The 23,113-nt window shown below is 72.0% G+C and carries 24 protein-coding genes and 1 riboswitch; of the genes, 11 read left to right on the top strand and 13 right to left on the bottom strand.

The annotated features are described in order from the left end of the window. Positions 1 to 208 precede the first annotated feature (208 nt). The 3 genes from ACZ7GZ_RS10680 to ACZ7GZ_RS10670 form a co-directional block, all read right to left on the bottom strand. Complete coding sequence (locus ACZ7GZ_RS10680; RefSeq protein WP_471022746.1) at positions 209 to 592, bottom strand: DUF3040 domain-containing protein; 384 nt, start codon at positions 590 to 592, stop codon at positions 209 to 211. Positions 593 to 867: 275 nt separating this feature from the next. Then, positions 868 to 1,695 carry a methyltransferase gene (locus ACZ7GZ_RS10675; protein WP_471022743.1) on the bottom strand — a complete coding sequence of 276 codons (828 nt, stop codon included), beginning with the start codon at positions 1,693 to 1,695 and terminating at the stop codon, positions 868 to 870. A 142-nt stretch (positions 1,696 to 1,837) separates the two neighbouring features. Beyond that, positions 1,838 to 2,410, bottom strand: a complete 573-nt coding sequence (locus ACZ7GZ_RS10670) for an SAV_6107 family HEPN domain-containing protein (protein ID WP_471022742.1) — start codon at positions 2,408 to 2,410, stop codon at positions 1,838 to 1,840. Positions 2,411 to 2,568: 158 nt separating this feature from the next. Here ACZ7GZ_RS10670 and ACZ7GZ_RS10665 point away from each other — a divergent pair, with 158 nt between their 5' ends. The 4 genes from ACZ7GZ_RS10665 (at position 2,569) to ACZ7GZ_RS10650 (ending at position 7,977) form a co-directional block, all read left to right on the top strand. After that, positions 2,569 to 3,327 carry an ATP-binding cassette domain-containing protein gene (locus ACZ7GZ_RS10665; RefSeq protein ID WP_471022741.1) on the top strand — a complete coding sequence of 253 codons (759 nt, stop codon included), beginning with the start codon at positions 2,569 to 2,571 and terminating at the stop codon, positions 3,325 to 3,327. Next, positions 3,314 to 5,398 (top strand): YhgE/Pip family protein, encoded by a 2,085-nt coding sequence (locus ACZ7GZ_RS10660; protein WP_471022739.1) that lies wholly within the window; start codon positions 3,314 to 3,316, stop codon positions 5,396 to 5,398. The genes ACZ7GZ_RS10665 and ACZ7GZ_RS10660 overlap by 14 nt, the downstream gene beginning before the upstream one ends. A gap of 47 nt (positions 5,399 to 5,445) precedes the next feature. Next, positions 5,446 to 6,075 (top strand): TetR/AcrR family transcriptional regulator, encoded by a 630-nt coding sequence (locus tag ACZ7GZ_RS10655; protein ID WP_471022738.1) that lies wholly within the window; start codon positions 5,446 to 5,448, stop codon positions 6,073 to 6,075. Positions 6,076 to 6,429: 354 nt separating this feature from the next. After that, complete coding sequence (locus tag ACZ7GZ_RS10650) at positions 6,430 to 7,977, top strand: phytoene desaturase family protein (RefSeq protein ID WP_471022737.1); 1,548 nt, start codon at positions 6,430 to 6,432, stop codon at positions 7,975 to 7,977. A 22-nt stretch (positions 7,978 to 7,999) separates the two neighbouring features. On the opposite strand, the gene ACZ7GZ_RS10645 is transcribed toward ACZ7GZ_RS10650, so the two are convergent. From ACZ7GZ_RS10645 to ACZ7GZ_RS10620, 6 genes are all read right to left on the bottom strand, one after another. Continuing rightward, positions 8,000 to 8,935 (bottom strand): SCO2102 family sporulation regulator, encoded by a 936-nt coding sequence (locus tag ACZ7GZ_RS10645; RefSeq protein WP_471022736.1) that lies wholly within the window; start codon positions 8,933 to 8,935, stop codon positions 8,000 to 8,002. 56 nt (positions 8,936 to 8,991) lie between these two features. After that, positions 8,992 to 9,915: a methylenetetrahydrofolate reductase [NAD(P)H] gene (metF, locus tag ACZ7GZ_RS10640; RefSeq protein ID WP_471022734.1), complete on the bottom strand. Its 924-nt coding sequence runs from the start codon at positions 9,913 to 9,915 to the stop codon at positions 8,992 to 8,994. 169 nt (positions 9,916 to 10,084) lie between these two features. Next, positions 10,085 to 10,732, bottom strand: a complete 648-nt coding sequence (gene thiE / locus ACZ7GZ_RS10635) for a thiamine phosphate synthase (RefSeq protein WP_471022733.1) — start codon at positions 10,730 to 10,732, stop codon at positions 10,085 to 10,087. Between the two features lie 94 nt (positions 10,733 to 10,826). Next, a complete protein-coding gene (locus ACZ7GZ_RS10630; protein WP_055707421.1) occupies positions 10,827 to 11,192 on the bottom strand; it encodes an Rv2175c family DNA-binding protein in 366 nt (121 codons plus the stop codon). Between the two features lie 167 nt (positions 11,193 to 11,359). Further along, complete coding sequence (locus ACZ7GZ_RS10625) at positions 11,360 to 12,592, bottom strand: NAD(P)/FAD-dependent oxidoreductase (protein ID WP_471022730.1); 1,233 nt, start codon at positions 12,590 to 12,592, stop codon at positions 11,360 to 11,362. Between the two features lie 31 nt (positions 12,593 to 12,623). Continuing rightward, the gene (locus ACZ7GZ_RS10620; RefSeq protein ID WP_471022729.1) at positions 12,624 to 12,974 is read right to left on the bottom strand and encodes an avidin-fold protein; all 351 of its coding nucleotides are present in this window, start codon (positions 12,972 to 12,974) and stop codon (positions 12,624 to 12,626) included. A gap of 53 nt (positions 12,975 to 13,027) precedes the next feature. Then, positions 13,028 to 13,139, top strand: a riboswitch (TPP riboswitch). Between ACZ7GZ_RS10620 and thiO the strand changes: the two genes are divergently transcribed. The 5 genes from thiO to ACZ7GZ_RS10595 all read left to right on the top strand — a co-directional run bounded on the left by thiO (position 13,137) and on the right by ACZ7GZ_RS10595 (position 18,278). Beyond that, on the top strand, positions 13,137 to 14,309 hold the full coding sequence (thiO, locus tag ACZ7GZ_RS10615) for a glycine oxidase ThiO (protein ID WP_471022728.1): 1,173 nt from the start codon (positions 13,137 to 13,139) through the stop codon (positions 14,307 to 14,309). Its footprint overlaps the riboswitch before it by 3 nt. After that, positions 14,306 to 14,524, top strand: a complete 219-nt coding sequence (thiS, locus tag ACZ7GZ_RS10610) for a sulfur carrier protein ThiS (protein ID WP_471022726.1) — start codon at positions 14,306 to 14,308, stop codon at positions 14,522 to 14,524. The genes thiO and thiS overlap by 4 nt, the downstream gene beginning before the upstream one ends. A gap of 3 nt (positions 14,525 to 14,527) precedes the next feature. Continuing rightward, positions 14,528 to 15,322 (top strand): thiazole synthase, encoded by a 795-nt coding sequence (locus ACZ7GZ_RS10605; protein ID WP_471022724.1) that lies wholly within the window; start codon positions 14,528 to 14,530, stop codon positions 15,320 to 15,322. A gap of 88 nt (positions 15,323 to 15,410) precedes the next feature. Further along, entirely contained in the window at positions 15,411 to 17,327 is a 1,917-nt protein-coding gene (pknB, locus tag ACZ7GZ_RS10600; protein ID WP_471022721.1) for a Stk1 family PASTA domain-containing Ser/Thr kinase, read from the top strand. 57 nt (positions 17,328 to 17,384) lie between these two features. Continuing rightward, positions 17,385 to 18,278: a deoxyribonuclease IV gene (locus ACZ7GZ_RS10595; protein ID WP_471022719.1), complete on the top strand. Its 894-nt coding sequence runs from the start codon at positions 17,385 to 17,387 to the stop codon at positions 18,276 to 18,278. A 6-nt stretch (positions 18,279 to 18,284) separates the two neighbouring features. On the opposite strand, the gene ACZ7GZ_RS10590 is transcribed toward ACZ7GZ_RS10595, so the two are convergent. Then, the gene (locus ACZ7GZ_RS10590) at positions 18,285 to 18,917 is read right to left on the bottom strand and encodes a sulfite oxidase-like oxidoreductase (protein ID WP_471022717.1); all 633 of its coding nucleotides are present in this window, start codon (positions 18,915 to 18,917) and stop codon (positions 18,285 to 18,287) included. 174 nt (positions 18,918 to 19,091) lie between these two features. On the opposite strand from ACZ7GZ_RS10590, the gene bfr reads away from it, so the two are divergent. Continuing rightward, positions 19,092 to 19,574, top strand: coding sequence for a bacterioferritin (bfr, locus tag ACZ7GZ_RS10585; RefSeq protein ID WP_363218959.1), 483 nt, complete (start codon positions 19,092 to 19,094; stop codon positions 19,572 to 19,574). A gap of 3 nt (positions 19,575 to 19,577) precedes the next feature. Here the strand turns inward: bfr and ACZ7GZ_RS10580 are convergent, their stop codons facing one another. From ACZ7GZ_RS10580 to ACZ7GZ_RS10570, 3 genes are all read right to left on the bottom strand, one after another. Continuing rightward, positions 19,578 to 19,814 carry a (2Fe-2S)-binding protein gene (locus ACZ7GZ_RS10580; protein WP_471022715.1) on the bottom strand — a complete coding sequence of 79 codons (237 nt, stop codon included), beginning with the start codon at positions 19,812 to 19,814 and terminating at the stop codon, positions 19,578 to 19,580. Positions 19,815 to 19,954: 140 nt separating this feature from the next. After that, on the bottom strand, positions 19,955 to 21,304 hold the full coding sequence (locus ACZ7GZ_RS10575) for a class II 3-deoxy-7-phosphoheptulonate synthase (protein WP_471022712.1): 1,350 nt from the start codon (positions 21,302 to 21,304) through the stop codon (positions 19,955 to 19,957). A gap of 118 nt (positions 21,305 to 21,422) precedes the next feature. Then, positions 21,423 to 22,895, bottom strand: a complete 1,473-nt coding sequence (locus ACZ7GZ_RS10570; protein ID WP_471022709.1) for a hypothetical protein — start codon at positions 22,893 to 22,895, stop codon at positions 21,423 to 21,425. Between the two features lie 101 nt (positions 22,896 to 22,996). Between ACZ7GZ_RS10570 and ACZ7GZ_RS10565 the strand changes: the two genes are divergently transcribed. Beyond that, positions 22,997 to 23,053 carry a trp operon leader peptide gene (locus ACZ7GZ_RS10565; protein WP_078493144.1) on the top strand — a complete coding sequence of 19 codons (57 nt, stop codon included), beginning with the start codon at positions 22,997 to 22,999 and terminating at the stop codon, positions 23,051 to 23,053. Positions 23,054 to 23,113 lie beyond the last annotated feature (60 nt).

Below are 23,113 nucleotides of genomic sequence, written 5' to 3'. Positions count from 1 at the left end.
CCACGCGGCCCTGTGAGAGGTGGGCGGGCGTTGCGGTATGCTCCGCGATCTGGGCTGGGGGGGGGGGGGGGGGCGCACAGTCCCGGCCTGCCCCGGCCGCAAAAAAAGGAGGGCGGAAACACCCCCGGGGGACACCCCCCCTCGTTGCCCCCCCCTCGACGTTGTCAGTCGGCGGTGTCTGCCGGCGGGCGCGAAAACCGCCGGACGGCTACCGGCCCTGTTCGTCCCGGCGGCGCTGCCAGCGCTCCTCGATCCGGTCCATCATGGAGCGCTTCGGCCGCACCTGGCGGCGCACGGGGCCCGCGGGCTGCTCGCCCGGCTTCGGGCCCTTGCGCCAGCCCGTGACGGCGAGTACGGCACAGCCCAGCATGACGAGGAAACCCACCACGCTGACCCAGATCAGCTGCGCGACCATTCCGGCCATGAGGAGCGCGATACCCACGAGGAAGCCTGCGACCGCCTGGTAGACCCGCCGCCGGGTGTACGTACGCAGCCCGCTTCCCTCAAGCGCCGACGCGAACTTGGGATCTTCGGCGTACAGCGCTCGCTCCATCTGCTCGAGCATGCGCTGCTCGTGCTCCGAGAGCGGCACGGAGTCCTCCTCATCGTGCAGTCGCCGGGGCGACCCGGGGGGTCCCTTCAGGATAGGCAGGGAATCGCCCCCGTGAAACCCGCCCCTCTACGCCAATTGGCCAACCGGAACCGTCATGACCGTCCTGGCTCGCTGAGGCTTGCATTCCCCGGCGGCCGACCCGTCATGCCGGGTGGTGTACCTCGATCATACGGCGCAAACCCCACGATCGGGCGTCTTGTGGCGTACTCCATCCGCTGCCGAGGCCCTGATCAGCGGCGGGTCACGGCAGTGGCTCAGGCCTCGGCGGCACCCTGCGTCTCGCCGAGCACATGCAGCTGGGTGGCGACGGAGTGGAACGCGGGCAGCTCGGCCGCGACGGCCTCCAGCTTCAGCAGCGCGTCGAGGGCACCGGGCTCGGTGTCCACGAGGACGCCGGGGACGAGGTCGGCGAAGACCCGCACGCCGTGCACGGCGCCGACCGCCAGGCCCGCACCCTCGACCAGCGCGGTGAGTTGCTCGGCGGTGAACCGGCGGGGCATCGGGTCACCGGCGCCCCAGCGGCCGTCGGGGTCCGTCAGCGCCTGCCGGGCCTCCGTGAAGTGGCCGGCGAGGGCGCGGGCGAGCACGGCGCCGCCGAGGCCCGCGGCGAGCAGACTGAGGACGCCCTCGGAGCGCAGCGCGGCGACCGCGTTGCGCACGCCCTCGGCCGGGTCGTCGACGTACTCCAGGACGCCATGGCACAGCACGGCGTCGTAGCCACCGCGCTCGACCACGTCGAACAGCCCGTGCGCATCGCCCTGGACGCCCCGGACCCGGTCGGCGACGCCGGCCTCGGCGGCCCGGCGCTCCAGCGCGAACAGTGCGTTCGGGCTGGGGTCGACCACGGTGACGCGGTGGCCGAGCCGGGCGACGGGCACGGCGAACTTGCCGCTGCCGCCGCCGGTGTCGAGGACGTCCAACGACTCCCGTCCCGTTGCCTTGACCCGCCGGTCGAGAGCGTCCTGGAGGACCTCCCAGACCACGGCGGTACGGAGGGAGGCCCGGGATCGGGGGGTGCCGGAGCGCAACGACGTCCCCTGAGGGTGGTGGTGGGAGACGGGCGGGCGCATCGGATCCGACACGGCAGTTGACTCCTCGGCAGGGATGGAAGGCTTCGGGTGACTCCACCCTATTGCCTTCGGTGCCCTGCCTGGTCACCGCTGCCGGGCACGGCCGGGCGGGTCTCGGACGGCGCTCGTGGCCCGTGCGGCCTCCGGCCGGTGGTCAGCCCGCGTCCGGGAGGTCGCTGCGCGCTCTGGGGCCCGCCGCTTCCCCGGCTTCCCCGGCCTGCCGGCGGGGCTGGGGGAGAACCGGCTGGAGGACGAGCATCCGCTCGACGATGCGCAGGAACATCCCCACGTCCCGTATCAGGTCGTCGGCGTCCCGCCGGCTCGCCGCTCCCTGGATGCCGGCCTCGGCACGGGCACGGCGGGCGGCGCCGGAGGCGAACAGCGCGCTCCACTCGGTCAGTTCGGGGGTGATCTCGGGCAGCACCTCCCAGGCGCTGCGGATCCGGGCGCGGCGGCGCGGGGAGGTCTCGGGGCGGCCCCGGGCGGCGAGCACGGCGGCGGCGGTGCGCAGGGCGGCGAGGTGGGCCGTCGCATACCGCTCGTTCGGTGCTTCCAGAGCGGTGGCTTCCTCCAGGCCGGCGCGGGCCTGGGCGAGTAGGTCGAGGGCGGCGGGCGGGGCCGTGGCCCGGCGGAGCACGGGGTGCACGTCGCTCGCCGGGCCGGTCAGTGAGGGGGCAGGGCCGGTGGCGCGGCGCCGGCGGGCGGCGGCTGCGGACGGGTTGGCCATGACGAACCTCCTGTCGTCTGGGTGACGGCACGAATGCCGTATGTGCCCATCGTGAGGTATGGCACTGACAATCCGTTCTGACCTGGGGCTTTGCCTCGATCGTAGGTTCGGGCGTATTTTTGCACTGACCAGTCAGTTCAAAAACGTCAGGGGGGCTTGTGGACGGCGTGGACGTCAAGGCCGAGGGCCTCGGGCTCAAGGGGCCGCGGGGGTGGGCCTTCCGAGGCGTCACCCTCGACACGGAACCCGGCTCACTCATCGCGATCGAGGGACCGTCCGGCTCCGGCCGCACCTGTCTGCTGCTCGCGCTCACGGGACGGATGAAGCCCACCGAGGGAGTGGCCACCGTCGGCGGATTCAAACTCCCTCGGCACATGGCCGGGCTGCGCCGCGTCAGCGCGGTGGCCAACGTGGCCGGGGTGACGGATCTGGAGCCGGCCCTGACCGTCGGCGAGCACCTGCGCGAACGGGCCCTGCTGCAGAGCCGCTTCGGCGACTCCCTGCGGGACCTGCTGCACCCGCGCGCCCAGCGCGCGCACGAGGCACGGCTGCGCGTCGACGCCGCCCTGGCCGCCGCCGGACTCGACCTCGACACACTGCCCAAGGGCTCCCGGACGCCCGTCCGCGACCTGGAGCGGCCGCAGGAACTGCGCCTGTCCATCGCCCTGGCCCTGCTCGGCCGGCCCGGGCTCCTCGGCGTCGACGACATCGACGTGAAGCTCTCGGACACCGAGCGCGCCGAGCTGTGGGACCTCCTGCGGTCCCTCACGCGCGCGGGGACGACGGTGGCGGTCGTCTGCCGCACCGCCCCCGGTGACTGCGTCGTCGTGGCGACCGGCCCCACGGACACCGAGGCGGACGCCCACGGGAGCGGGAAGAACAGCGACTCGAAGGAGGACGTCGATGCGCTCGCCTAGGCTGGCCGCTCTCGAACTGAGGCGCTTCGGGCGCGGGAGGCTGCCGCGCGCCGCCCTCGTCGCACTGCTCGTGCTGCCACTGCTCTACGGCGCCCTGTACCTGTGGTCCTTCTGGGACCCGTACGGCCGTCTGGACCGCATCCCGGTGGCCCTGGTGAACGACGACAAGGGCGCCACGGCGGGCGGGAAGGAGATCACCGCCGGTGACGACATCGTCGACGGACTGCGCGACAGCCGGACCTTCGCGTGGCACGAGGTGAGCGACGAGGAGGCCCGCAAGGGCGTCGAGGACGGCACGTACTACCTGTCGCTCACCATGCCGGCCGACTTCAGCCGGCGGATCGCCTCCACCTCCGGCGACGCCCCGCAGACCGGCGCCCTTCAGGTGCGCACCAACGACGCGAACAACTACATCGTCGGCCAGATCTCCAAGACCGTCTTCAACGAGGTCCGCTCTGCCGCCTCCGCCAAGACCTCGCGCACCTTCCTGGACAAGATCTTCGTCTCGTTCTCCGGCATCCACGACAAGACCGTCACGGCCGCCGAGGGCGCCGACAAGCTCAACACCGGTATCGGGAAGGCGGAGAAGGGCTCCAGGGACCTCGCCGACGGGCTGAAGGACGCCAAGAGCGGCAGCGGCAAGCTGGCCACGGGCCTGAAGAAGCTGAACACCGGCGCCGGCGACCTCCAGAACGGCTCCCGGCAGGTCGCCGACGGTACGAAGGCGCTCGCCGACAAGGTCAACGGCGTCTACGGCACGGCCGGCCCGTTCCTGAAGGGCAACGAGAAGACCATCGGGGACACCGCGCGGCTGGTCTCCGACTCGGCCAAGACCGTCAAGGACAATCTCGACGTCCTGGTCAAGCGCGCCCCGGACGCCGCGAAGCTCGCCCACGCGCAGGCCGACCTTCTGGCGAAGATCTACAAGACGCACTGCGAGACCGCGACCCTCCCCGACCCGATCTGCCCGGACCTGAAGCGGGCCAGGACGGCAGCCGCCGAGGTGGCCACCGTCGCCGACGACCTCAACACGCTCGTCGCCGACCAGGACGGCGACCTCAAGACGATGCGGGAGAACCTCGGCACCCTGCGGAAGCAGGCCACGGCGCTCGAAGAGCGCGCACCGCACCTGTACGAGGACGTCGACGACGCCGTCAAGAAGATCAACGAGTTGAACGACGGCGCGCAGAAGGTCGCCGCCGGCGCCAAGAAGCTGCACGCCGGACTCGGCACCGCCCAGACCGGCGCGACCACGCTGGACCAGGGCATCGGCACGGCCGCCTCGGGCGCCCAGACCCTGAACGGCGGCCTGTACAAGCTGTCCGACGGCTCGGACAAGCTCGCCGGCGGACTGCACGACGGCGCCGCAAAGATCCCGGACTACGACAAGAAGGACCGCGACCAGCGCACCGGCGTGATGGCCGACCCGGTCCAGCTGGCCTCCCACGACCTGCACAAGGCACCGAACTACGGCACCGGCTTCGCCCCGTACTTCATCCCGCTGTCCCTGTGGGTGGGCGCGATGGTCGCCTACATGCTGATCCCGCCGCTCAACCGGCGTGCTCTGGCGGCCGGTTCGCCGGCCTGGCGGATCGCGCTCGCGGGCTGGCTGCCGGTGGTCGCGGTGGGCGTGCTCCAGGTGGTGGCCCTGATGGCCGTACTGCACTGGGCGATCGGTCTGCAGATGCTGCGCGCGGCGGGCACGATCGGCTTCCTGTGCCTGGTCACGGCGTGCTTCGCGGCGATCGTGCAGTGGCTGAACGCCCGCTTCGGCGCGGCCGGCCGGATCCTGGTGCTCGCGCTGCTGATGCTCCAGCTGACCTCGGCGGGCGGCACGTACCCGGTGCAGACCAGCCCGGGCTTCTTCAACGCGATCCACCCGTTCCTGCCGATGAGCTACATCGTGGAGGGACTGCGCCGGCTGATCACGGGCGGCGGGCTCGGCCCGGTCTGGCAGGGGTGCGCCGTGCTCGTCGCGTTCACCGCGGGCGCGCTCGCGCTGACCGCCCTCGCGGCCCGGCGGCGCCAGATGTGGACGCTGGACCGGCTGCACCCCGAGCTGAGCCTGTGATCGGCAAGCGGTCACCGCACGCGCGCGTACCTGTGAGAATCAGGGCCATGGAAAGCAGCAGCGCCAGGTCCGGCGGCAGCACGCGCCGCGAGGCCACCCGGCAGAAGCTCTACGAGGCGGCCGTCACGCTCATCGCCGAGCAGGGCTTCTCCGCGACCACGGTGGACGAGATCGCGGAGCGGGCCGGGGTCGCGAAAGGCACGGTCTACTACAACTTCGCGAGCAAGTCGGTCCTCTTCGAGGAGCTGCTGCGGCACGGCGTGGGCCTGCTCACCACCTCGTTGAAGGAGGCGGCGGAGGAGACCGCGCGCTCGGGCGGCAGCAAGGTGGACGCGCTGGACGCGATGGTCCGCGCGGGCCTCGTCTTCATCGACCGCTACCCGGCCTTCACCCAGCTGTACGTGGCCGAGCTGTGGCGCACCAACCGGGCCTGGCAGTCCACGCTGATGGTGGTCCGCCAGGAGGCCGTCGCGGTCGTCGAGGGCGTGCTGCGCGAGGGCGTGGCGGCCGGCGAGTTCAGCGACGAGATCGACGTCCAGCTGACGGCGGCCGCGCTGGTCGGCATGGTCCTGGTGGCTGCGCTGGACTGGAAGTCGTTCCAGCCGGAGCGCTCGCTCGACGACGTCCACGCGGCCCTGTCCCGGCTGCTCCAGGGGCGGGTGAGCGGCAAGGGCTGAGCGTGCGAGGAAGGCGCCGGTCCGCTTGCCGGACCGGCGCCTTCGCACTCCCCGTACTCCCCCGTACGGTCTTCCCCCGACGGTCCCCCGGGTGGTCGTCCCCGGGTCCCCCGACTCGCTTCCGCCGACGGATCGGCGGAAGGAGCGGCCAAGTGGCGAAGCACCGTTCCGCCGCCCCGTGTCGGCGGTGCCGGGCCGCGCCCCTTTGCCGTGCCTCCACTCTCCCGTTCACACAGGCCGCGGCCCATCCGCGCACATACTCATCTCGCGACCTGAGTACGGATACTCAGGGGCCCGCACACGACCTCAGGCCCGCGGACCGGATTGTCAGCGGCGGTCGCTAAAGTCGCAGGCATGGCACGGATTGCGGTGATCGGCGCCGGGATGGGCGCGATGGCGGCCGCTGCCCGGCTGGCCGTCGCGGGCCACCGGGTGGCGGTGTACGAGCGGACGGAGACGTACGGCGGCGCGGTCCGCCGGTTCGAGCGGGACGGGTTCGCCTTCGACACCGGCCCGGGACTGCTGACGCTGCCGGCCGTGTACCGCGATCTGTTCGTCAAGACCGGCAAGGAGCCGCTGGAGGACCTCGTCGAGCTGGTCCAGGTCGATCCGTCCGCGCGGCACGTCTTCGCGGACGGCACCGCGGTGTCACTGCCGAACGCCTCGCGCGCGGGCGTGGTCGCGGCCCTGGACGAGGCGCTGGGTGCGGGGGCGGGCGAGCGCTGGGGCGCGTTCCTGGTGCGGGCCCGGGAGGCCTGGGACCGCACGCGCAGGCCGCTGCTGGAGGAGCCGCTGTGGCCCAACTGGCAGGTGCTGGCCGAGAAGGAGCCGTATCCGGCCGTCCCGCACCGGCGCCTGCTGCGCACGCGGTACGCGCGCACGCCGTCCGAGATCGGCTCCCTCGAACTGCGTGACGAGCGCCTGGCGGCTCTGCTGGAGAGTTCCGCACTCGCCTACGGCCTCGATCCGCGGACCGCTCCGGCGAGCGCGGCCGTGCTGCCCTACATGGAGCACGCCTTCGGCACCTGGTATGTGCGCGGCGGCATCCGGGAGTTGGCGCGCGCGGTGTACGAGCGGTGCGTGCGGCGGCGGGTCGAGTTCGTCTTCGGCGCGCAGGTCGTGCGGATCCTGGAGAAGGACGGCCGTGCGGCGGGCGTGGAGTTGAGCGGGGGCACCTCCCAGGCTTTCGGCACTGGGGAAAGGACAGTGGCCGAGGCGGACTTCGTGGTCGCCGGTGTCGCCCCGGACGTCCTCGATCGGCTCGTCACGGGCACGGCCCCGCGCGGTGACGGCGAGGTCGCGCCACAGCGCGGGATGCCGAGCCGGCTCACGGTGCTGCTGGCGCTGCGCGGCGAGCGGCCGCACGGTGTGCCCCACCGGACCGTGGTGCACGCGGAAGACCCGGAGACCGAGCGGGAGCTGCTGTTCGGCGGCTCGAGCGGGATGGCGGCGCGCCCGACCGTCACCGTGCTGCGGCCCGACGACCCCGCGCTGGTGCCGGACGCCGCCCACGAGTCGGTCGTCCTGTCCACGGTGGTCCCTGCCCAGCCCCAGGAGGAGAGCTGGACCGAGCGGGCGGTCTTCGACCACCACGCGAAGGCCATGATCGAGGTGGCCGAGCGGGCCGTACCCGGACTGCGGGACCGCATCCTCTGGCAGGAGATGTGCACCCCTGCGGCCGTCGAGGAGGCCACGGGCGCGGCGGGCGGCGCGATCCCGGCCCCGGCGCTCGCGGCCGGCGCCGGACGCCTGCTGCACCCGGGCAACAGCACCGGGCTGGCCGGCCTCTTCACTGTCGGCGGCTGGTCGCACCCCGGCGGTGGGCTGCCGCACGCGGGCATGTCGGGCGCGCTGGTGGCGGGGCTGATCGTGGAGGGGCCGGAGTTCCGCGGCTCGCAGTGAGCGGGCTCGGGGTGCTCGGGCTTCAGAAACGGTACTGCTCGTCGTACCCGGCGCCGGGCTGCGGCTGCTGCGGGTGGCCCTGGTACGGGTAGGGCTGCTCCTGTGGGAGCTCGCCGCCGTAGGTCTCGTCGGTGCGCTGCTGCGGCACCCACACCCCGCCCGCCGGTGCCTCGCCGTAGCCGCCGTCGGCGTAGGGGTCCTGGGTGTAGCCCTGCTGGCCGTACTGCCCGGAGTAGCCGGTGTCGTACGCGGCGCCGCCGTAGGGCTGGCTGCCGATGTACGGGTCGGAGTAGTTGGCGTAGGCCTGCTGGCCACCGGTGTCGTAGCCGTAGCCCTGCTGGCCGTAGCCCGAGTAGTCGTAGGCGTAGCTCTGCTGCTCGGAGCCCTGGGCCTGGGCCTGGGTGGCGCCCGCGTAGGCGGTGTCGCCGTAGACACCGTAGGAGCCGGTGTCCTCGGGCAGGGGCTGGGGCTCGTAGACGGCGGTGGTCTCGGCGGCGGAGGGGTCCCCGGGGCGGGCCGCCGGGGTGAAGACGTCGTCGCGGTCGTAGTCGTCGTAGTCGCCGTGGCCCTGCGGGTGGACGGCCTGACCGGGGTCCCGGTCGTCTTCGGGGCCGCCGGTCTCCAGGTCGTCGGCCTCCGGCTCCGGGTGGTGCCGGTCCGCCTTGCCGCGGCGGCGCTTGCTGGTGCCGCCGGTGTCGGCGTCAGGGCGCTTGACCGCCCAGCCCGCGGCGAAGCCGCGGCGGAACGAGAGCGTGACAAAGGTCTGGCCGACCGCGAAGGCCATCGCGCCGACGCCGATCACGATCACGGACGGCATCAGCACACCGACCACGACACCGAGGAAGCCGGCGAACGCGAGCAGCCGCCAGCGCAGGCGTGCCTTGTACTGCAGCAGCACCTCGCCCAGCAACCACAGTGCGACGATGCCGAACGCGATGTAGAGGACCGTCCAGCCCATGTACGCCCCTCTCCCAGTGACCGCTACGCAGTGTGTCGTATCGCGGTGCGGCCGGTCTAGGCCTGCGGGGGGTGGTGCAGGCCCAGGTTCTCGTAGATTTCCAGCGTCGCCGTGGAGTTGTTGAGCGTGATGAAGTGCAGTCCGGGCACTCCCTCGGCGAGCAGCCGAGCGCAGAACTCCGTGGCGAAGTCGATACCGATGGAGCGTACCGCCGCCGGATCGTCCTTCGCTGTGAGGATCCGCTCTTTCAGGGCGTCCGGGAAGACGGCGTTGCTGAGTCTGGGCAACCGTTCCAGCATCTTCACGCTGGTGACCGGCAGGACCTCGGGGATCACCGGGGTGCCACAGCCCGCGGCCACCACACGGTCGCGCAGCCTCAGATACGACTCCGGCCGGAAGAACATCTGTGTGATGGCGTAGTCGGCGCCCGCACGGCACTTGTCCACGAAGTGGGCGACGTCGGTGTCCCAGTCCGTGGAGCGGGGGTGCATCTCCGGGAACGCGGCGACGCCCACGCAGAAGTCGCCCGACTCCTTGATGAGCCGGACGAGGTCGGCGGCATAGGTCAGACCCCGCGGGTGCGGGACCCACCGGCCCATCGGGTCGCCGGGCGGGTCGCCGCGCACGGCGAGCATGTTGCGGATCCCCGCGTCCGCGTACTGGCCGATGATGTTGCGCAGCTCGGCGATGGAGTGGTCGACCGCGGTGAGGTGGGCGACCGGCGTGAGCGTGGTGTCGGCGACGATCTGCTGGGTCTCCTTGACCGTGCCGGCGCGGGTGGAACCGCCGGCACCGTAGGTCACGGAGACGAAGTCGGGCGCGACCGCCTCGACCCGCCGGAGCGCGCTCCACAGGTTCCGCTCGCCCTTGGGGGTCTTCGGTGCCGAGAACTCGAACGAGTACGTCGTCTTGCCGGTGGCGAGGATCTCGCGCACGGTGCGTGCGCGATCAGTCCTGGTGGATGCGGTTCCGAGGGCCATACGGGCAGGTTAGCCAGGGGTGGGCGGTCCCCCAACCGAATGCCGGAAATTTGCCCGAATTGTCGTTCTCCTGTCCACCCCTTGGACAGAAATGTGGACAGGGACGTGGACAGGAATGTCAACAGGACCGTGGGCGGGAAGGCGCACGCGAAGCCGGCGGCAGGCGCCGCTAGGCCTGCCGCAGCCGCTTCGCGAACTCCGCGGCGGCGGCTCCCGGGTCGTCGGCCCCGGTGATCGCGCGGACGACGACCACCCGGCGGGCGCCCGCGTCCAGCACCTGGTCGAGGTTGGACAGATCGATGCCGCCGATCGCGAACCAGGGTCGGTCGGTGCCCAGGCCGGCGGTGTACCGGACCAGATCGAGGCCCGGGGCGTGGCGGCCGGGCTTGGTGGGGGTGGGCCAGCAGGGGCCGGTGCAGAAGTAGTCCACGCCGTCCTGCGCGGCGGCCGCGGCGGCCTCGGACTCGGCGTGCGTGGAGCGGCCGATCAGCACCTCCTCACCGAGGATGGCGCGGGCCGCGGAGACCGGCAGGTCGCCCTGGCCGAGGTGCAGCACATCGGCGCGGGCCGCGTGGGCGACGTCCGCGCGGTCGTTCACCGCGAGGAGCTTGCCGTGCCGGGCGCAGGCGTCCGCGAGGACCCGCAGGTGTTCCAGTTCCTCGGCGGCCTCCAGGCCCTTGTCGCGCAGCTGGACGATGTCGACACCGCCGGCCAGGACCGCGTCCAGGAACTCGGGCAGGTCCCCCTGGCGCGTGCGCGCGTCCGTGCAGAGGTACAGACGGGCGTCGGCGAGCGCGGCGCGTGCGGTGTCGGACATGCGTGGTCCCCCCTGAAGGGTGTGCGGGCGGCTGGCGCGGGTGGCGTACGGGTCACGACGGTCCCGCACGCCACCGCGCGTGCTGCGGGTCGGCTCAGACGGCGAGCGCCTGGGCCCGGCGCTTCACCTCCGTGCCGCGATTCTCGCTCAGGGCCTGCGCGGGGGTGCCGGGCAGGGTCGGGTCGGGGGTGAAGAGCCACTCGATCATCTCTTCGACCGTGAAGCCGTCGTCCCGCAGGAGCGTCAGGGTGCCGGACAGGCCCTTGACGACCTTGTCCCCGTCGATGAAGGCGGCGGGGACGTGCAGCGCGCGGTTCTCACCTCGGCGTACGGCGATGAGCTGGCCCTCCTTGACCAGCTGCCGCACGCGCGTCACCTCGACGCCGAGCTGTTCGGCGATGTCGGGGAGGGTGAGCCAGGCGGGGACGAGAGCATCGATCTTTGCGTCAATCTCGGTCACGGCACCAAGGGTAGGCGCTCCGCCGGGTCGGCTGCGATGCGCTCCGCCGGGTGCCGCGACGGGTCGCCGTCCGGTTGCGGGTTCGTTGTGGCCGGTCGCCCGCGCGGCGGAGCCGCGATCGACACGGCCCCGGGCCCCTCGCGGGGCGCCGCCCCCGAGGGCGTCCCCTAGTCGGCGGTGGCATCCTTCAGCGGTCTGCCCGGGTCCGCCAAAGCCCCGGCGTCCATGCGGCGGGCCGCCTCGATCAGGCGCCGCCCCTGGGCCAGGTCACGCGGACGGCCCACCGCCAGCAGGGCCACCAGGCGGTCCTCGCGCAGCCAGCACACCGACCAGGCCGGGCCCTCCGGGTCGCCGCGCCAGACCGTGCGGTCGGCGCCGGCGTGGTGGCCGGCGTACTGCACGAAGCGGCCGAACTGCTCGGACCAGAAGTACGGGACCGGGTCGTAGACGGCCGGGGTCTCGCCGAGGATGTTCGCGGCGACCGTGCGCGGGCCCTGCAGTGCGTTGTCCCAGTGATGGACGAGCAGCCGTTCGCCGTAGCGGGCGGAGGGAAAGGAGGCGCAGTCGCCGACGGCGTACACGTCCTCGACGGAGGTGCGCAGCCGGTCGTCGGCGAGGACGTCCCCGTGCGGGCCCAGCTCGATGCCGGAGCCGGCCAGCCAGGCGGTGGCGGGGCGGGCGCCGATGCCGACGACGACGGCGCCCGCGGGCAGCCGGGTGCCGTCGGCGAGGACGACCGCGCCGGGCTCGACGTGCTCCACGCGCGCGTGCGTGCGAAGGTCGGCGCCGGCATCGGCGTACCAGGCGGCCATCGGGGCGGCGACCTCGGCGGGCAGGACGCCGGCGAGCGGGCGGTCGGCGGCCTCCACGACGGTCACCGCGCAGCCGGCCTCGCGGGCGGCCGTGGCGAACTCGGCGCCGATCCAGCCGGCGCCGACGACCACGATCTCGTGCTGCCGGGCGAGCACCGGCCGCAGCCGTTCGGCGTCGTCCAGGGTGCGCAGCAGGTGCACGCCGGGGACGCCCTCGGTGCCGGGCAGGGTGATCGGTTCGGCACCGGCGGCGAGGACCAGGACGTCGTACGGCACCGGGCCCGCCTCGGTGTCCAGCTCGTGCGCGGCGGGGCGCACGCCCAGTACCTCGCAGCCGAGCCGCAGCTCGACACCGAGCGACTCGAAGTCCACGTCGAAGGCGGAGTCCTCGGCCTTGCCGAGCAGTACGGCCTTGGACAGCGGCGGCCGGTCGTACGGCTGGTGGGGTTCGGCGCCGATGAGGGTGACGGTGCCCTTGAAGCCCTGTTCGCGCAGGGCGACCGCGGTCTGCACCCCGGCCATGCCGGCGCCGACGACGACCACGCGCCGCCCCTGTGACGTGCCCTCTTGTGCTGTCTGCTCGCTCACCCGATCACCATAGACAGTCACGGAGGGTCAGTCAGCGGGCGTGCTCGGTGACCTGTTCCACAACACTCGTGCCGGAGCCCGGCCGGGACTCCCACTGCCAGGTCTCCTCCAGCCGCACCCGCCCGTCCGGCAGCTCGACGACCGTGGACACACAGTGCCCGGAGGCGGTCGTCCCGTCGGTCCTGAGCTGCACATAGCGGAAGTCCAGCCGGTCGCCCTCCCGGGTGCCGACCAGATGGCCGCGTACGACATCGCCGCCCGCGTACTCGGCCCAGATCTCGCCGTCCTTCTCGTGGTAGGCGAACCGGGTGTGGGTGCCCACCTGACCTGGGGCCTGGTCCGCCACGGGGGCGAGGATCAATCCGTCGAGCGACTGGGGCACGGTCAGAGGCTCCCTTACGGGTGACGAGCGCGGCGGGCTAGGGTGGCCACCGTACAAGCACTCGCGGGAGCCCGGACGCACCGGGCTGAGAGGGAGGCTGGCGGCCTCCGACCGTACGAACCTGATCCGGGTCATGCCGGCGAAGGGAGGGGCTGGACGCCCATGTCGTCACGTACGTCCGATACGTCCGACGTCCTCGTCATCGGGGGCGGCATCATCGGCCTGGTCACGGCCTGGCGCGCGGCGCAGCGCGGGCTCGCCACGGCCGTGGTGGACCCCGAGCCCGGCGGCGGGGCCGCGCGTGTCGCGGCCGGGATGCTGGCCGCGGTCACCGAACTGCACTACGGCGAGGAGAGGTTGCTCGCCCTGAACCTGGAATCGGCCCGCCGCTACCCGGACTTCGCGGCCGAGCTGACCGAGCTGACCGGCCACGACCTCGGCTACCGCCGCTGCGGCACCCTCGCGGTCGCGCTCGACGCCGACGACCGGGCCCACCTGCGTGAGCTGCACGCCCTGCAGCAGCGCTCGGGCCTGGACTCGGAGTGGCTGTCCGGGCGGGAGTGCCGGCGTCTGGAGCCGATGCTGGCGCCCGGGGTGCGCGGCGGGCTGCGGGTCGACGGCGACCACCAGATCGACCCGCGCCGGCTGGCCGCGGCCCTGGTGGCGGCGTGCGAGCGGACCGGGGTGGTCTTCCACCGGGCGTGGGCCGAGCGGCTGGACGTGGTGCGGGACCGGGCCGCCGGGGTGACCACGGCGGACGGCACCGAGCTGCGCGCCGGCCAGGTCGTCCTCGCGGCCGGCAGCATGAGCGGACGGCTCGCGGGTGTGCCTCAGGCGCTGCTGCCGCCGGTGCGGCCGGTGAAGGGCCAGGTGCTGCGGCTGGCGGTGCCGCGCCGGTACGCGCCGTTCCTCAGCCGCACCGTACGGGCCGTCGTCCGCGGCAGCCATGTCTATCTGGTGCCCCGCGAGAACGGCGAACTGGTCGTCGGCGCCACCAGCGAGGAGCTGGGCTGGGACACGACGGTCACCGCGGGCGGGGTGTACGAACTGCTGCGCGACGCCCATGAGCTGGTGCCGGGCATCACCGAACTGCCGCTCACCGAGACCCGGGCCGGGCTGCGCCCCGGCTCCCCCGACAACGCGCCGCTGCTCGGCCCGTCCGGGCTCGACGGGCTGCTGCTGGCCACCGGGCACTACCGCAACGGGGTGCTGCTCACGCCGGTCACCGGCGAGGTGCTGGCGCAGCTGCTGACCGAAGGCCAACTACCGGAAGCGGCCCGTCCGTTCACGCCGCAGCGCTTCGGCGCCGCCGTCCTCATGGAGCAGCCCGCATGAGCATCTCCGTCACCCTTTCCATCTCCGTCAACGGGGAGCGCCGGGAGGTCGTCCCGGGTACCGCTCTCGACACCGTCGTACGGTCGCTGGTCCCGGCGCCCTCCGGGGTGGCCGCCGCCGTCAACGAGACCGTCGTCCCGCGCGCGCAGTGGGCGGCCACGGCGCTGGCCGAGGGCGACCGGGTCGAAGTCCTCACCGCGGTCCAGGGAGGCTGAGCCATGGCCGACGATTCTCTGGTCCTCGGGGGGACGGCGTTCTCGTCGCGGCTGATCATGGGGACGGGCGGTGCGCCCAGCCTGGAGGTGCTGGAGCGGGCGCTGGTCGCCTCCGGTACGGAGCTGACGACGGTCGCCATGCGGCGGGTGGACCCGTCCGTGCACGGCTCGGTGCTGTCGGTCCTGGAGAAACTGGGCATCCGGGTGCTGCCGAACACGGCGGGCTGCTTCACCGCGGGCGAGGCCGTGCTGACCGCGCGGCTGGCCCGGGAGGCGCTGGGCACGGACCTGGTCAAGCTGGAGGTCATCGCCGACGAGCGGACGCTGCTGCCGGATCCGGTGGAGCTGCTGGAGGCGGCCGAGACGCTGGTCGACGACGGGTTCACGGTGTTGCCGTACACGAACGACGATCCCGTGCTGGCACGGAAGCTGGAGGACGTCGGGTGTGCGGCGGTGATGCCGCTGGGGTCGCCGATCGGGTCCGGGCTCGGGATCCGCAACCCCCACAACTTCCAGCTGATCGTCGAGCACGCGCGTGTGCCGGTGATTCTGGACGCGGGCGCCGGGACGGCATCGGATGCCGCGCTGGCCATGGAGCTGGGGTGCGCCGGGGTGATGCTCGCCTCCGCGGTGACGCGGGCGCAGGAGCCGGAGCTCATGGCCGCCGCGATGCGGCACGCGGTGGAGGGGGGCCGGCTGGCCCGGCTGGCCGGGCGGATCCCGCGCAGGCACTTCGCGGAGGCCTCCTCCCCGGCGGAGGGGCGCGCCCACCTGGATCCCGAACGCCCGGCCTTCTGATCGCGGGGGAGTCACAGCTGTGCTGCATTCCATCCCCGGAACAGCACAGCGTGCGGCACCGTCGGTCGGCCCTCGTAGACTCCCCTGCGTGGATACGACCCTTCAGGACCCCCTCGTCGGGCAGGTGCTCGACGGCCGTTACCGCGTCGACGCACGGATCGCGGTCGGCGGGATGGCCACGGTCTACCGGGCCCTGGACACCCGCCTGGACCGCGTTCTCGCGCTGAAGGTGATGCACCCGACGCTCGCGTCCGACGGATCGTTCGTGGAGCGGTTCATCCGGGAGGCGAAGTCCGTCGCGCGGCTGGCGCACCCGAACGTGGTGCAGGTCTTCGACCAGGGGACCGACGGGTCGTACGTGTACCTGGCGATGGAGTACGTCGCCGGCTGCACCCTGCGGGACGTGCTGCGCGAGCGGGGTGCGCTGCAGCCGCGGGCGGCGCTGGACATCCTGGAGCCGGTGCTGGCCGCGCTGGGTGCCGCGCACCGGGCCGGGTTCGTGCACCGGGACATGAAGCCCGAGAACGTGCTGATAGGGGACGACGGCCGGGTCAAGGTCGCCGACTTCGGGCTGGTGCGGTCCGTGGACACGGTGACCAGCACGACCGGTGCCGTCCTCGGGACCGTGTCGTATCTCGCACCCGAGCAGATCGAGCAGGGCACCGCCGATCCCCGGGTCGACGTCTACGCCTGCGGTGTCGTGCTCTACGAGATGCTGACCGGCGGAAAGCCGCACTCCGGGGACTCCCCCGCGCAGGTGCTCTACCAGCACATCCACGAGGACGTGCCGCCGCCCTCGGCGCTGGTGCCGGGTCTGCCGTACGAGCTGGACGAGCTGGTCGCGTCGGCGACCGCGCGCACCCCGGACATCCGGCCGTACGACGCCGTGGCGCTGCTCGCCCAGCTGCGCGAGGCGCGCCGGGGGCTGAGCGACGGACAGCTGGACGCGGTGCCGCCGCAGGCGCTCACCGCGGAGCACGACAACGCCGAGGACCGTACGAGCGTGATCCCGCGCTCGCTGACCGTGCCGCGGCCGTCGCCCGTCAACGAGGACGGGCCGGCCGGGAGAGCCGTCCAGCACACCAGCCGGCTGCAGGCGCCACCTGTGCCGCCCCGGCGACCGCGGCGTCTGGTACTGACGATCGTCGCCGCCGTGCTGGTGGTGTTCGGCGTGGGCGCCGGGGTCTGGTACATCAACTCCGGCCAGTTCACGAAGGTCCCACCGCTGCTGTCGAAGACCGAGGCGCAGGCGCGAAACCGGCTGGAGGCGGCCGGGCTCGAGGTCGGGCAGGTCAAGCGCGCGTACGACGACACCGTCCAGCGCGGCACGGTCATAGGCACCGACCCGGCGCCCGGCGCCCGGATCCGCGACCACGACGCGGTGACGCTGACGATCTCGCTCGGCCCCGAGACGGTGAACGTGCCGGATGTCGCGGGCCGCCCGCTGGCCGAGGCGCGGACGCGGCTGAAGGCGGACGGGCTGGAGCCGGGCATGGTGACCCGGGAGTTCAGCGAGGACGTCGCCAAGGGCTCCGTGATCGCCACGACCCCGCAGGCGGGCACCAAGCGGCACGCCGGCTCGGCGATCGCGCTGACCGTCAGCAAGGGCAGCCCGATCGACGTGCCGGACGTCACCGGTGACGACGTGGACGAGGCCAAGCAGGAGCTGACGGGCGCCGGGCTGAAGGTGGTGATCGCCCCGGCGCAGGTCAACTCCGACGTCGACAAGGGCAAGGTGGCCCGGCAGAGCCCGGGTGACGGCAGCCGGGCCGCCGAGGGCGACACGGTGACACTGACCCTGTCCAAGGGCCCGCAGATGGTCGAGGTGCCGGACGTGACCGGCGACAGCGTGGACGACGCCCACAAGGCGCTGGAGGGTGCCGGCTTCAAGGTGGACGAGGACCGCGGGCTGCTCGGCCTGTTCGGCGACACCGTGAAGAAGCAGTCGGTGGAGGGCGGCGCCACGGCGCCCAAGGGGTCGACCATCACGATCACCATCCGGTGACGGGGGTCACCGGGGACCGCGGTCCGGCGGCCGGGGCGGGCATGACACCCTGAACGGGTGAGTCCCGTTCAGCCCGCGTCCGTCCCCCCGCCCCTTGCGCGCAACCCCGTCGGCGGTCATGTCCCCGTGGCCGGTGGCCTGCACTCCGTGGGGCTGTCGTACGCCCGTGAGCTGCGGGCGGAGACCGTGCAGGTGTTCGTGGCCAATCCACGCGGCTGGGCCACGCCCGCCGGGAACCCGCGGCAGGACGAGGCGTTCCGGCAGGAGTGCGCCGAGCGGTCGGTCCCGGCGTACGTGCACGCCCCGTACCTGATCAACTTCGGCTCGCACACCGAGGCGACCGTGGAGCGGTCGGTGGAGTCGCTCAGGCACTCGCTGCGGCGCGGGCGGGAGATCGGCGCGCTGGGTGTGGTCGTGCACACCGGGAGCGCGACCGGCGGGCGGGCCCGGGACGTGGCGCTGAAGCAGGTGCGCGAGCACATGCTGCCGCTGCTGGACGAGCTGACCCACGACGACGATCCGTTCCTGCTGCTGGAGTCGACCGCCGGGCAGGGCGCCTCGCTGTGCTCCCGCACCTGGGACTTCGGCCCGTACTTCGAGGCGCTGGACGCCCATCCGAAGCTGGGCGTGTGCCTGGACACCTGCCACATCTTCGCCGCCGGGCACGACCTGACCGGCCCGAGCGGCATGCACCAGACGCTCGACCTGCTGGTCGGCACCGTCGGCGCGGGCCGGCTGAAGCTGATCCACGCGAACGACTCCAAGGACGTGGTCGGCGCGCACAAGGACCGGCACGAGAACATCGGTGCCGGTCACATCGGCGAGGACCCCTTCCGCGCCCTGATGACCCACCCGGCGACCGCGGGCGTCCCGCTGATCATCGAGACGCCGGGCGGCAAGGACGGGCACGCGGCGGACGTGGAGCGGCTGAAGAAGCTCAGGGACGGCTGAGACCGGTCAGAGTTCCGGGCCCTCGCCCGGTTGCTCCTGGTAGGAGTAGCGCTGTTCCTTCCAGGGGTCGCCGATGTTGTGGTAGCCGCGTTCCTCCCAGAAGCCGCGGCGGTCGGCGGTCATGTACTCCACGCCACGGACCCACTTGGGGCCCTTCCAGGCGTACAGGTGGGGCACGATCAGCCGGACCGGGAAGCCGTGTTCGGCGGTGAGCAGCTCGCCGTCCTTGTGGGTGGCGAAGATGGTGCGGTCGGAGGTGAAGTCCGACAGGCGGAGGTTCGAGCTGAAGCCGTACTCCGCCCACACCATCACGTGGGTGACGTCGGGCGCGGGCGGGGCCAGCTCCAGGATGGTGCGGGCGGGGATGCCGCCCCACTCCGCGCCGGTCATGCTGAACTTCGTCACGCAGTGCAGATCGGCCACCACGGTGGTGTACGGCAGGGCCGTGAACTCCTCGTGGTTCCAGATGTGCTTGTCACCGTCGGCGGTGGCGCCGAAGACCCGGAACTCCCAGCGCTCGGGCCGGAACTTCGGGACGGGCCCGTAGTGCGTGACCGGCCAGCCGCGCTGGAGCCGCTGACCCGGCGGAAGCTCGGACCCTGCCGCTGCTCCAGACTCGCGCTCCACCGGATGACCCATGTATCCATCCTGACAGACCTCGGGCAGTGCCCTTGACCACCCTCCCGGAAACCGGACAAGCAGCAGCAACTCAGGACGTACTTACTAAGTACGCACTTACTGGACGATCTTCGTTGCCGGTGCGATCATGCCGCCGCACCCTCTCCCGTAACCCGTGTGGAAGGAGCCGCTGCGATGCAGGGCGACCCCGAGGTCATCGAGTTCCTCAACGAGCAGCTCACCGGCGAGCTGACCGCGATCAACCAGTACTTCCTGCACGCGAAGATGCAGGAGAACTTCGGCTGGTACAAGCTCGCCAAGTACACGCGGCACGAGTCGTTCGACGAGATGAAGCACGCCGAGGTGCTCACCGACCGGATCCTGTTCCTGGAGGGGCTGCCCAACTACCAGCGGCTCTTCCACGTCCGCGTCGGGCAGACGGTGAGGGAGATGTTCGAGGCCGACCGGCAGATCGAGGTCGAGGCGATCGACCGGCTCCGGCGGGGCATCAAGGTGATGCGCGAGAAGGGGGACATCACGTCCGCCAACATCTTCGAGGACATCCTCGCCGACGAGGAGCACCACATCGACTATCTCGACACCCAGCTGGAACTGCTGGAGAAGCTCGGCGAGGCGCTCTATCTCTCCCAGCTGATCGAACAGCCGGAGAGCAGCTGAACCCTAGGCGGCCTCGGGCATGTCCGCGGAGATCTCCGTCAGCACCGGCTTGCCCTGGTCGGCCAGCTCGCGCCGCGGGCAGGCACCCCGGCCGAGGAGGGCCTGGATCCGGCGGACGCACGAGCCGCAGTCCGTGCCCGCCTTGCAGGCGGAGGCTATCTGGCGGGGGGTACAGGCACCGTCCTGCGCGTGCTGCTTGACCTGGGCCTCGGTGACGCCGAAGCAGCTGCAGACGTACACGCGGATTCACCTCCCGACGGGATCGCTCTGTGTACTGCCATCCCGTTTTTCGGTGAGGCAAACCTAACCTTACCCACCCCTCGGCGCCCGTAAAAGAGGAAGGGGCGCGGATCCCGTGTGATCCGCGCCCCTTCGGATGCCTACTGGTCCCGGTACATCTCCGCGACCAGGAACGCCAGGTCCAGCGACTGGCTGCGGTTCAGCCGCGGGTCGCAGGCCGTCTCGTAGCGCTGGTGCAGGTCGTCGACGAAGATCTCGTCGCCGCCGCCCACGCACTCGGTGACGTCGTCGCCGGTGAGCTCCACGTGGATGCCGCCCGGGTGGGTGCCGAGCGCCTTGTGGACCTCGAAGAAGCCCTTGACCTCGTCGAGCACGTCGTCGAAGCGGCGGGTCTTGTGCCCGGAGGCCGCCTCGAAGGTGTTGCCGTGCATCGGGTCGGTCACCCAGGCCACCGTCGCGCCGGACGCCGTGACCTTCTCCACCAGCTCGGGAAGCCTGTCGCGGATCTTGTCGGCGCCCATCCGGACGATGAAGGTCAGCCGGCCCGGCTCCCGCTCGGGGTCGAGGCGGTCGATGTAGCGCAGCGCCTCCTCGGCCGTCGTGGTCGGGCCGAGTTTGATGCCGATCGGGTTGCGGATCTGCGAGGCGAACTCGATGTGCGCGCCGTCCAGCTGCCGGGTGCGCTCACCGATCCACACCATGTGCCCGGAGACGTCGTACAGCTTGCCGGTGCGCGAGTCGACCCGGGTCAGGGCGGACTCGTAGTCCAGCAGCAGCGCCTCGTGCGAGGAGAAGAACTCGACGGTCTTGAACTCCTCCGGCTCGGCGCCGCAGGCCCGCATGAAGTTCAGCGCGTTGTCGATCTCCCGCGCGAGCTGCTCGTAGCGCTGGCCCGACGGGGAGGTCTTCACGAAGTCCTGGTTCCAGGCGTGCACCTGGTGCAGGTCCGCGTAACCGCCGGTGGTGAAGGCGCGCACCAGGTTCAGCGTGGAGGCGGAGGCGTGGTACATCCGCTTCAGGCGCTCGGGGTCCGGGACGCGGGCGGCCTCGGTGAAGTCGAAGCCGTTGACGGAGTCGCCGCGGTAGGTCGGCAGCGTCACGCCGTCGCGGGTCTCGGTCGGCTTGGAGCGGGGCTTGGAGTACTGCCCGGCGATACGGCCGACCTTCACCACGGGCACGGAGGCCGCGTAGGTGAGGACGGCGCCCATCTGGAGCAGCGTCTTGAGCTTGTTGCGGATGTGGTCGGCGGACACCGCGTCGAAGGCCTCGGCGCAGTCGCCGCCCTGGAGGAGGAACGCCTCTCCCTTGGCGACGGCCGCCATCCGGGCGCGCAGCTGGTCACACTCGCCCGCGAAGACGAGCGGCGGATACGACTCGAGGTCCGCGATCACTGCGCGCAGAGCCTCGGGGTCGGGGTACTCGGGCTGCTGCGCCGCGGGCAGGTTTCGCCAGGTGTTGCCAGCGCTCGGGCTGGTTGCGTTCACGGTCACGTTCTCCACATTACGGGGTCACCGCACGCATACATGCCGCGGGCTCAATAGGTGAGACGCACGGGTCCGCCGCGCGGCCTGCGCACGGCGGACCCGTCCGGGGCGTCAGCGCCGGCCGTCAGTGCAGGTTCTGCACCGCCGGGTCGGTGAAACCGACGGCGAAGACGGCGCGCAGGGAGAGGTTGTCCGCCCCCTTGTAGTTCCAGCACACGTCGTTGTCGTCCGTGGCGGCCTTGAACTCGGAGTGCGCCGTTCGCAGGTCGCTGCCCGCACAGAAGCCCTCGGTCAGCCCCCACACCTCGTCGACCTGGTCGGCGTCGAGCTTCGGCCAGTAGCTCAGGGCCTGGGGCGGGCCCGCCGCCCAGTTCCCGCCGGCCGCGCAGGACGTCGTGGCACGGGTGTCACCCACCCAGGTGTGCGAGTACACACCGGGCGCGGTGCCGCATCCCTTGTGGAAGCCGAAGTTCAGCACACCCTGGCTGTCGGTCCAGGTCATACCGCCCTGCAGGCCCCGGTAGCGGGAGGCGGCGTAGGCGTCCTGGATCACGGTTCTGCCGCCGGACATGTTGAGCAGGCCGGGGTAGGTGGAGGAGCTGGCCGGGTTCAGCTGGTAGCGCACCACGCGGGCGCCGTCGACGTAGCCCTGCCACTCACCGGCGACCAGCTTGAACGGGCCGCCGCCGGTCTTGTCCAGGGAGAGCCAGGAGAAGCACAGCTGCTCGGGGTCGATGGTGTTGCCCGAGCAGTCGGACGGCGTGCCCGCCTGCTTGTAGTAGTGGACCTCCGGCAGGACGTACGGGTAGCCGCAGGCGCTGGACCGGCCGGCGCCGTCGATCCCGTAGGTGCCCACGCCGGAGCCGTAGGTGTCGACCTTGGCGAGCTTGTTGATGTCGAAGACCCGGATGCCGTTCGCGGTGTCCGTGACGTAGATGTAGTTCGCGTACCAGACGATGCCGCCGCCGTGGCCGGTCACGAACTTGAAGTTGTCGCCCGAGTCGGTGGGCTCGGCGAGCAGGACGTGGCGGTACTTGCCGGTGTCCCGGTCGAGGAAGGTCATCTTGAGCAGGTTGTTGGTCGTGCAGCCCGCGGAGTCCTCGTTGCTGAGGGTCCGGTAGTGCCAGGAGACCGCCACGACGTGCTTGCCCTGGATGGCGCCGTCACCGCCGTCGGCGGTGCCCGTGCTGCTCAGGCCCTGCGGCCACCAGTGCGGGGTGGTGTCGTCGCCGTGGGCGTTCGACCAGCACCAGGCCGTCTTGGTGCCCACCGGGGGCAGCGCCTTGGTCTCGGTGCCGGCACAGGAGCGCATCGAGCGCAGGTTCAGCCAGCTGTCCGTCGCACCGGAGGAGTTCTTCGTGTAGTCGGTGGTGACGACGTCCGTGAGGTTGGCGTGGCTGGTGAGGCGGTTGTTGTAGAGATTGTTCGCGGCCGACGCATAGCTGGTGTCGGTCAGCTTGAACTGGTCGGCGCCGAGCGAGAGCTTCGTCATCGTCGGCGAATCCGCCGCCGAGGCGGGCTGGGCCGTGAGGCCGGTCAGCAACGCCGCCGTGGCCGCCATCCAGGCGAGGAGCCTGGAACCCCGTATGAATCCCATGCGTACCTTCCGTAAATGCGAATGGGACATGTCAAGTTCGAAGATCGTAGCCCTCTCCGGCCCCCGGACGATCCCCCGCGGCATGGGGTAAGGTGCCGGGCATGTTCGCGCATTCGACCCGCACCTGGTGGTGGACCGCTCATCCGGCGGCCCACTGATCGCGCGTACACCAGACTTCGCGAAGGCCGCCCGAGGGGCGGCCTTCGGTGTGTCCGGGG

It is taken from the genome of Streptomyces sp. NPDC037288 (assembly GCF_055603265.1).
The sequence above is the reverse complement of the archived record's forward strand: the minus strand, read 5'-3'. Positions and strand labels throughout refer to the sequence as shown.

What these genes read in the sequence shown, in the direction of transcription:
- ACZ7GZ_RS10670 (WP_471022742.1), bottom strand. Translation starts at nt 2,410, where the DNA reads ATGGCCAACCCGTCCGCAGCCGCCGCCCGCCGGCGCCGCGCCACCGGC.
- ACZ7GZ_RS10605 (WP_471022724.1), top strand. Translation starts at nt 14,528, where the DNA reads ATGGCCGACGATTCTCTGGTCCTCGGGGGGACGGCGTTCTCGTCGCGG.
- thiO (WP_471022728.1), top strand. Translation starts at nt 13,137, where the DNA reads ATGTCGTCACGTACGTCCGATACGTCCGACGTCCTCGTCATCGGGGGC.
- ACZ7GZ_RS10650 (WP_471022737.1), top strand. Translation starts at nt 6,430, where the DNA reads ATGGCACGGATTGCGGTGATCGGCGCCGGGATGGGCGCGATGGCGGCC.
- ACZ7GZ_RS10645 (WP_471022736.1), bottom strand. Translation starts at nt 8,935, where the DNA reads ATGGGCTGGACGGTCCTCTACATCGCGTTCGGCATCGTCGCACTGTGG.
- ACZ7GZ_RS10590 (WP_471022717.1), bottom strand. Translation starts at nt 18,917, where the DNA reads ATGGGTCATCCGGTGGAGCGCGAGTCTGGAGCAGCGGCAGGGTCCGAG.
- metF (WP_471022734.1), bottom strand. Translation starts at nt 9,915, where the DNA reads ATGGCCCTCGGAACCGCATCCACCAGGACTGATCGCGCACGCACCGTG.
- thiS (WP_471022726.1), top strand. Translation starts at nt 14,306, where the DNA reads ATGAGCATCTCCGTCACCCTTTCCATCTCCGTCAACGGGGAGCGCCGG.
- ACZ7GZ_RS10655 (WP_471022738.1), top strand. Translation starts at nt 5,446, where the DNA reads ATGGAAAGCAGCAGCGCCAGGTCCGGCGGCAGCACGCGCCGCGAGGCC.
- thiE (WP_471022733.1), bottom strand. Translation starts at nt 10,732, where the DNA reads ATGTCCGACACCGCACGCGCCGCGCTCGCCGACGCCCGTCTGTACCTC.
- bfr (WP_363218959.1), top strand. Translation starts at nt 19,092, where the DNA reads ATGCAGGGCGACCCCGAGGTCATCGAGTTCCTCAACGAGCAGCTCACC.
- ACZ7GZ_RS10660 (WP_471022739.1), top strand. Translation starts at nt 3,314, where the DNA reads ATGCGCTCGCCTAGGCTGGCCGCTCTCGAACTGAGGCGCTTCGGGCGC.
- ACZ7GZ_RS10570 (WP_471022709.1), bottom strand. Translation starts at nt 22,895, where the DNA reads ATGGGATTCATACGGGGTTCCAGGCTCCTCGCCTGGATGGCGGCCACG.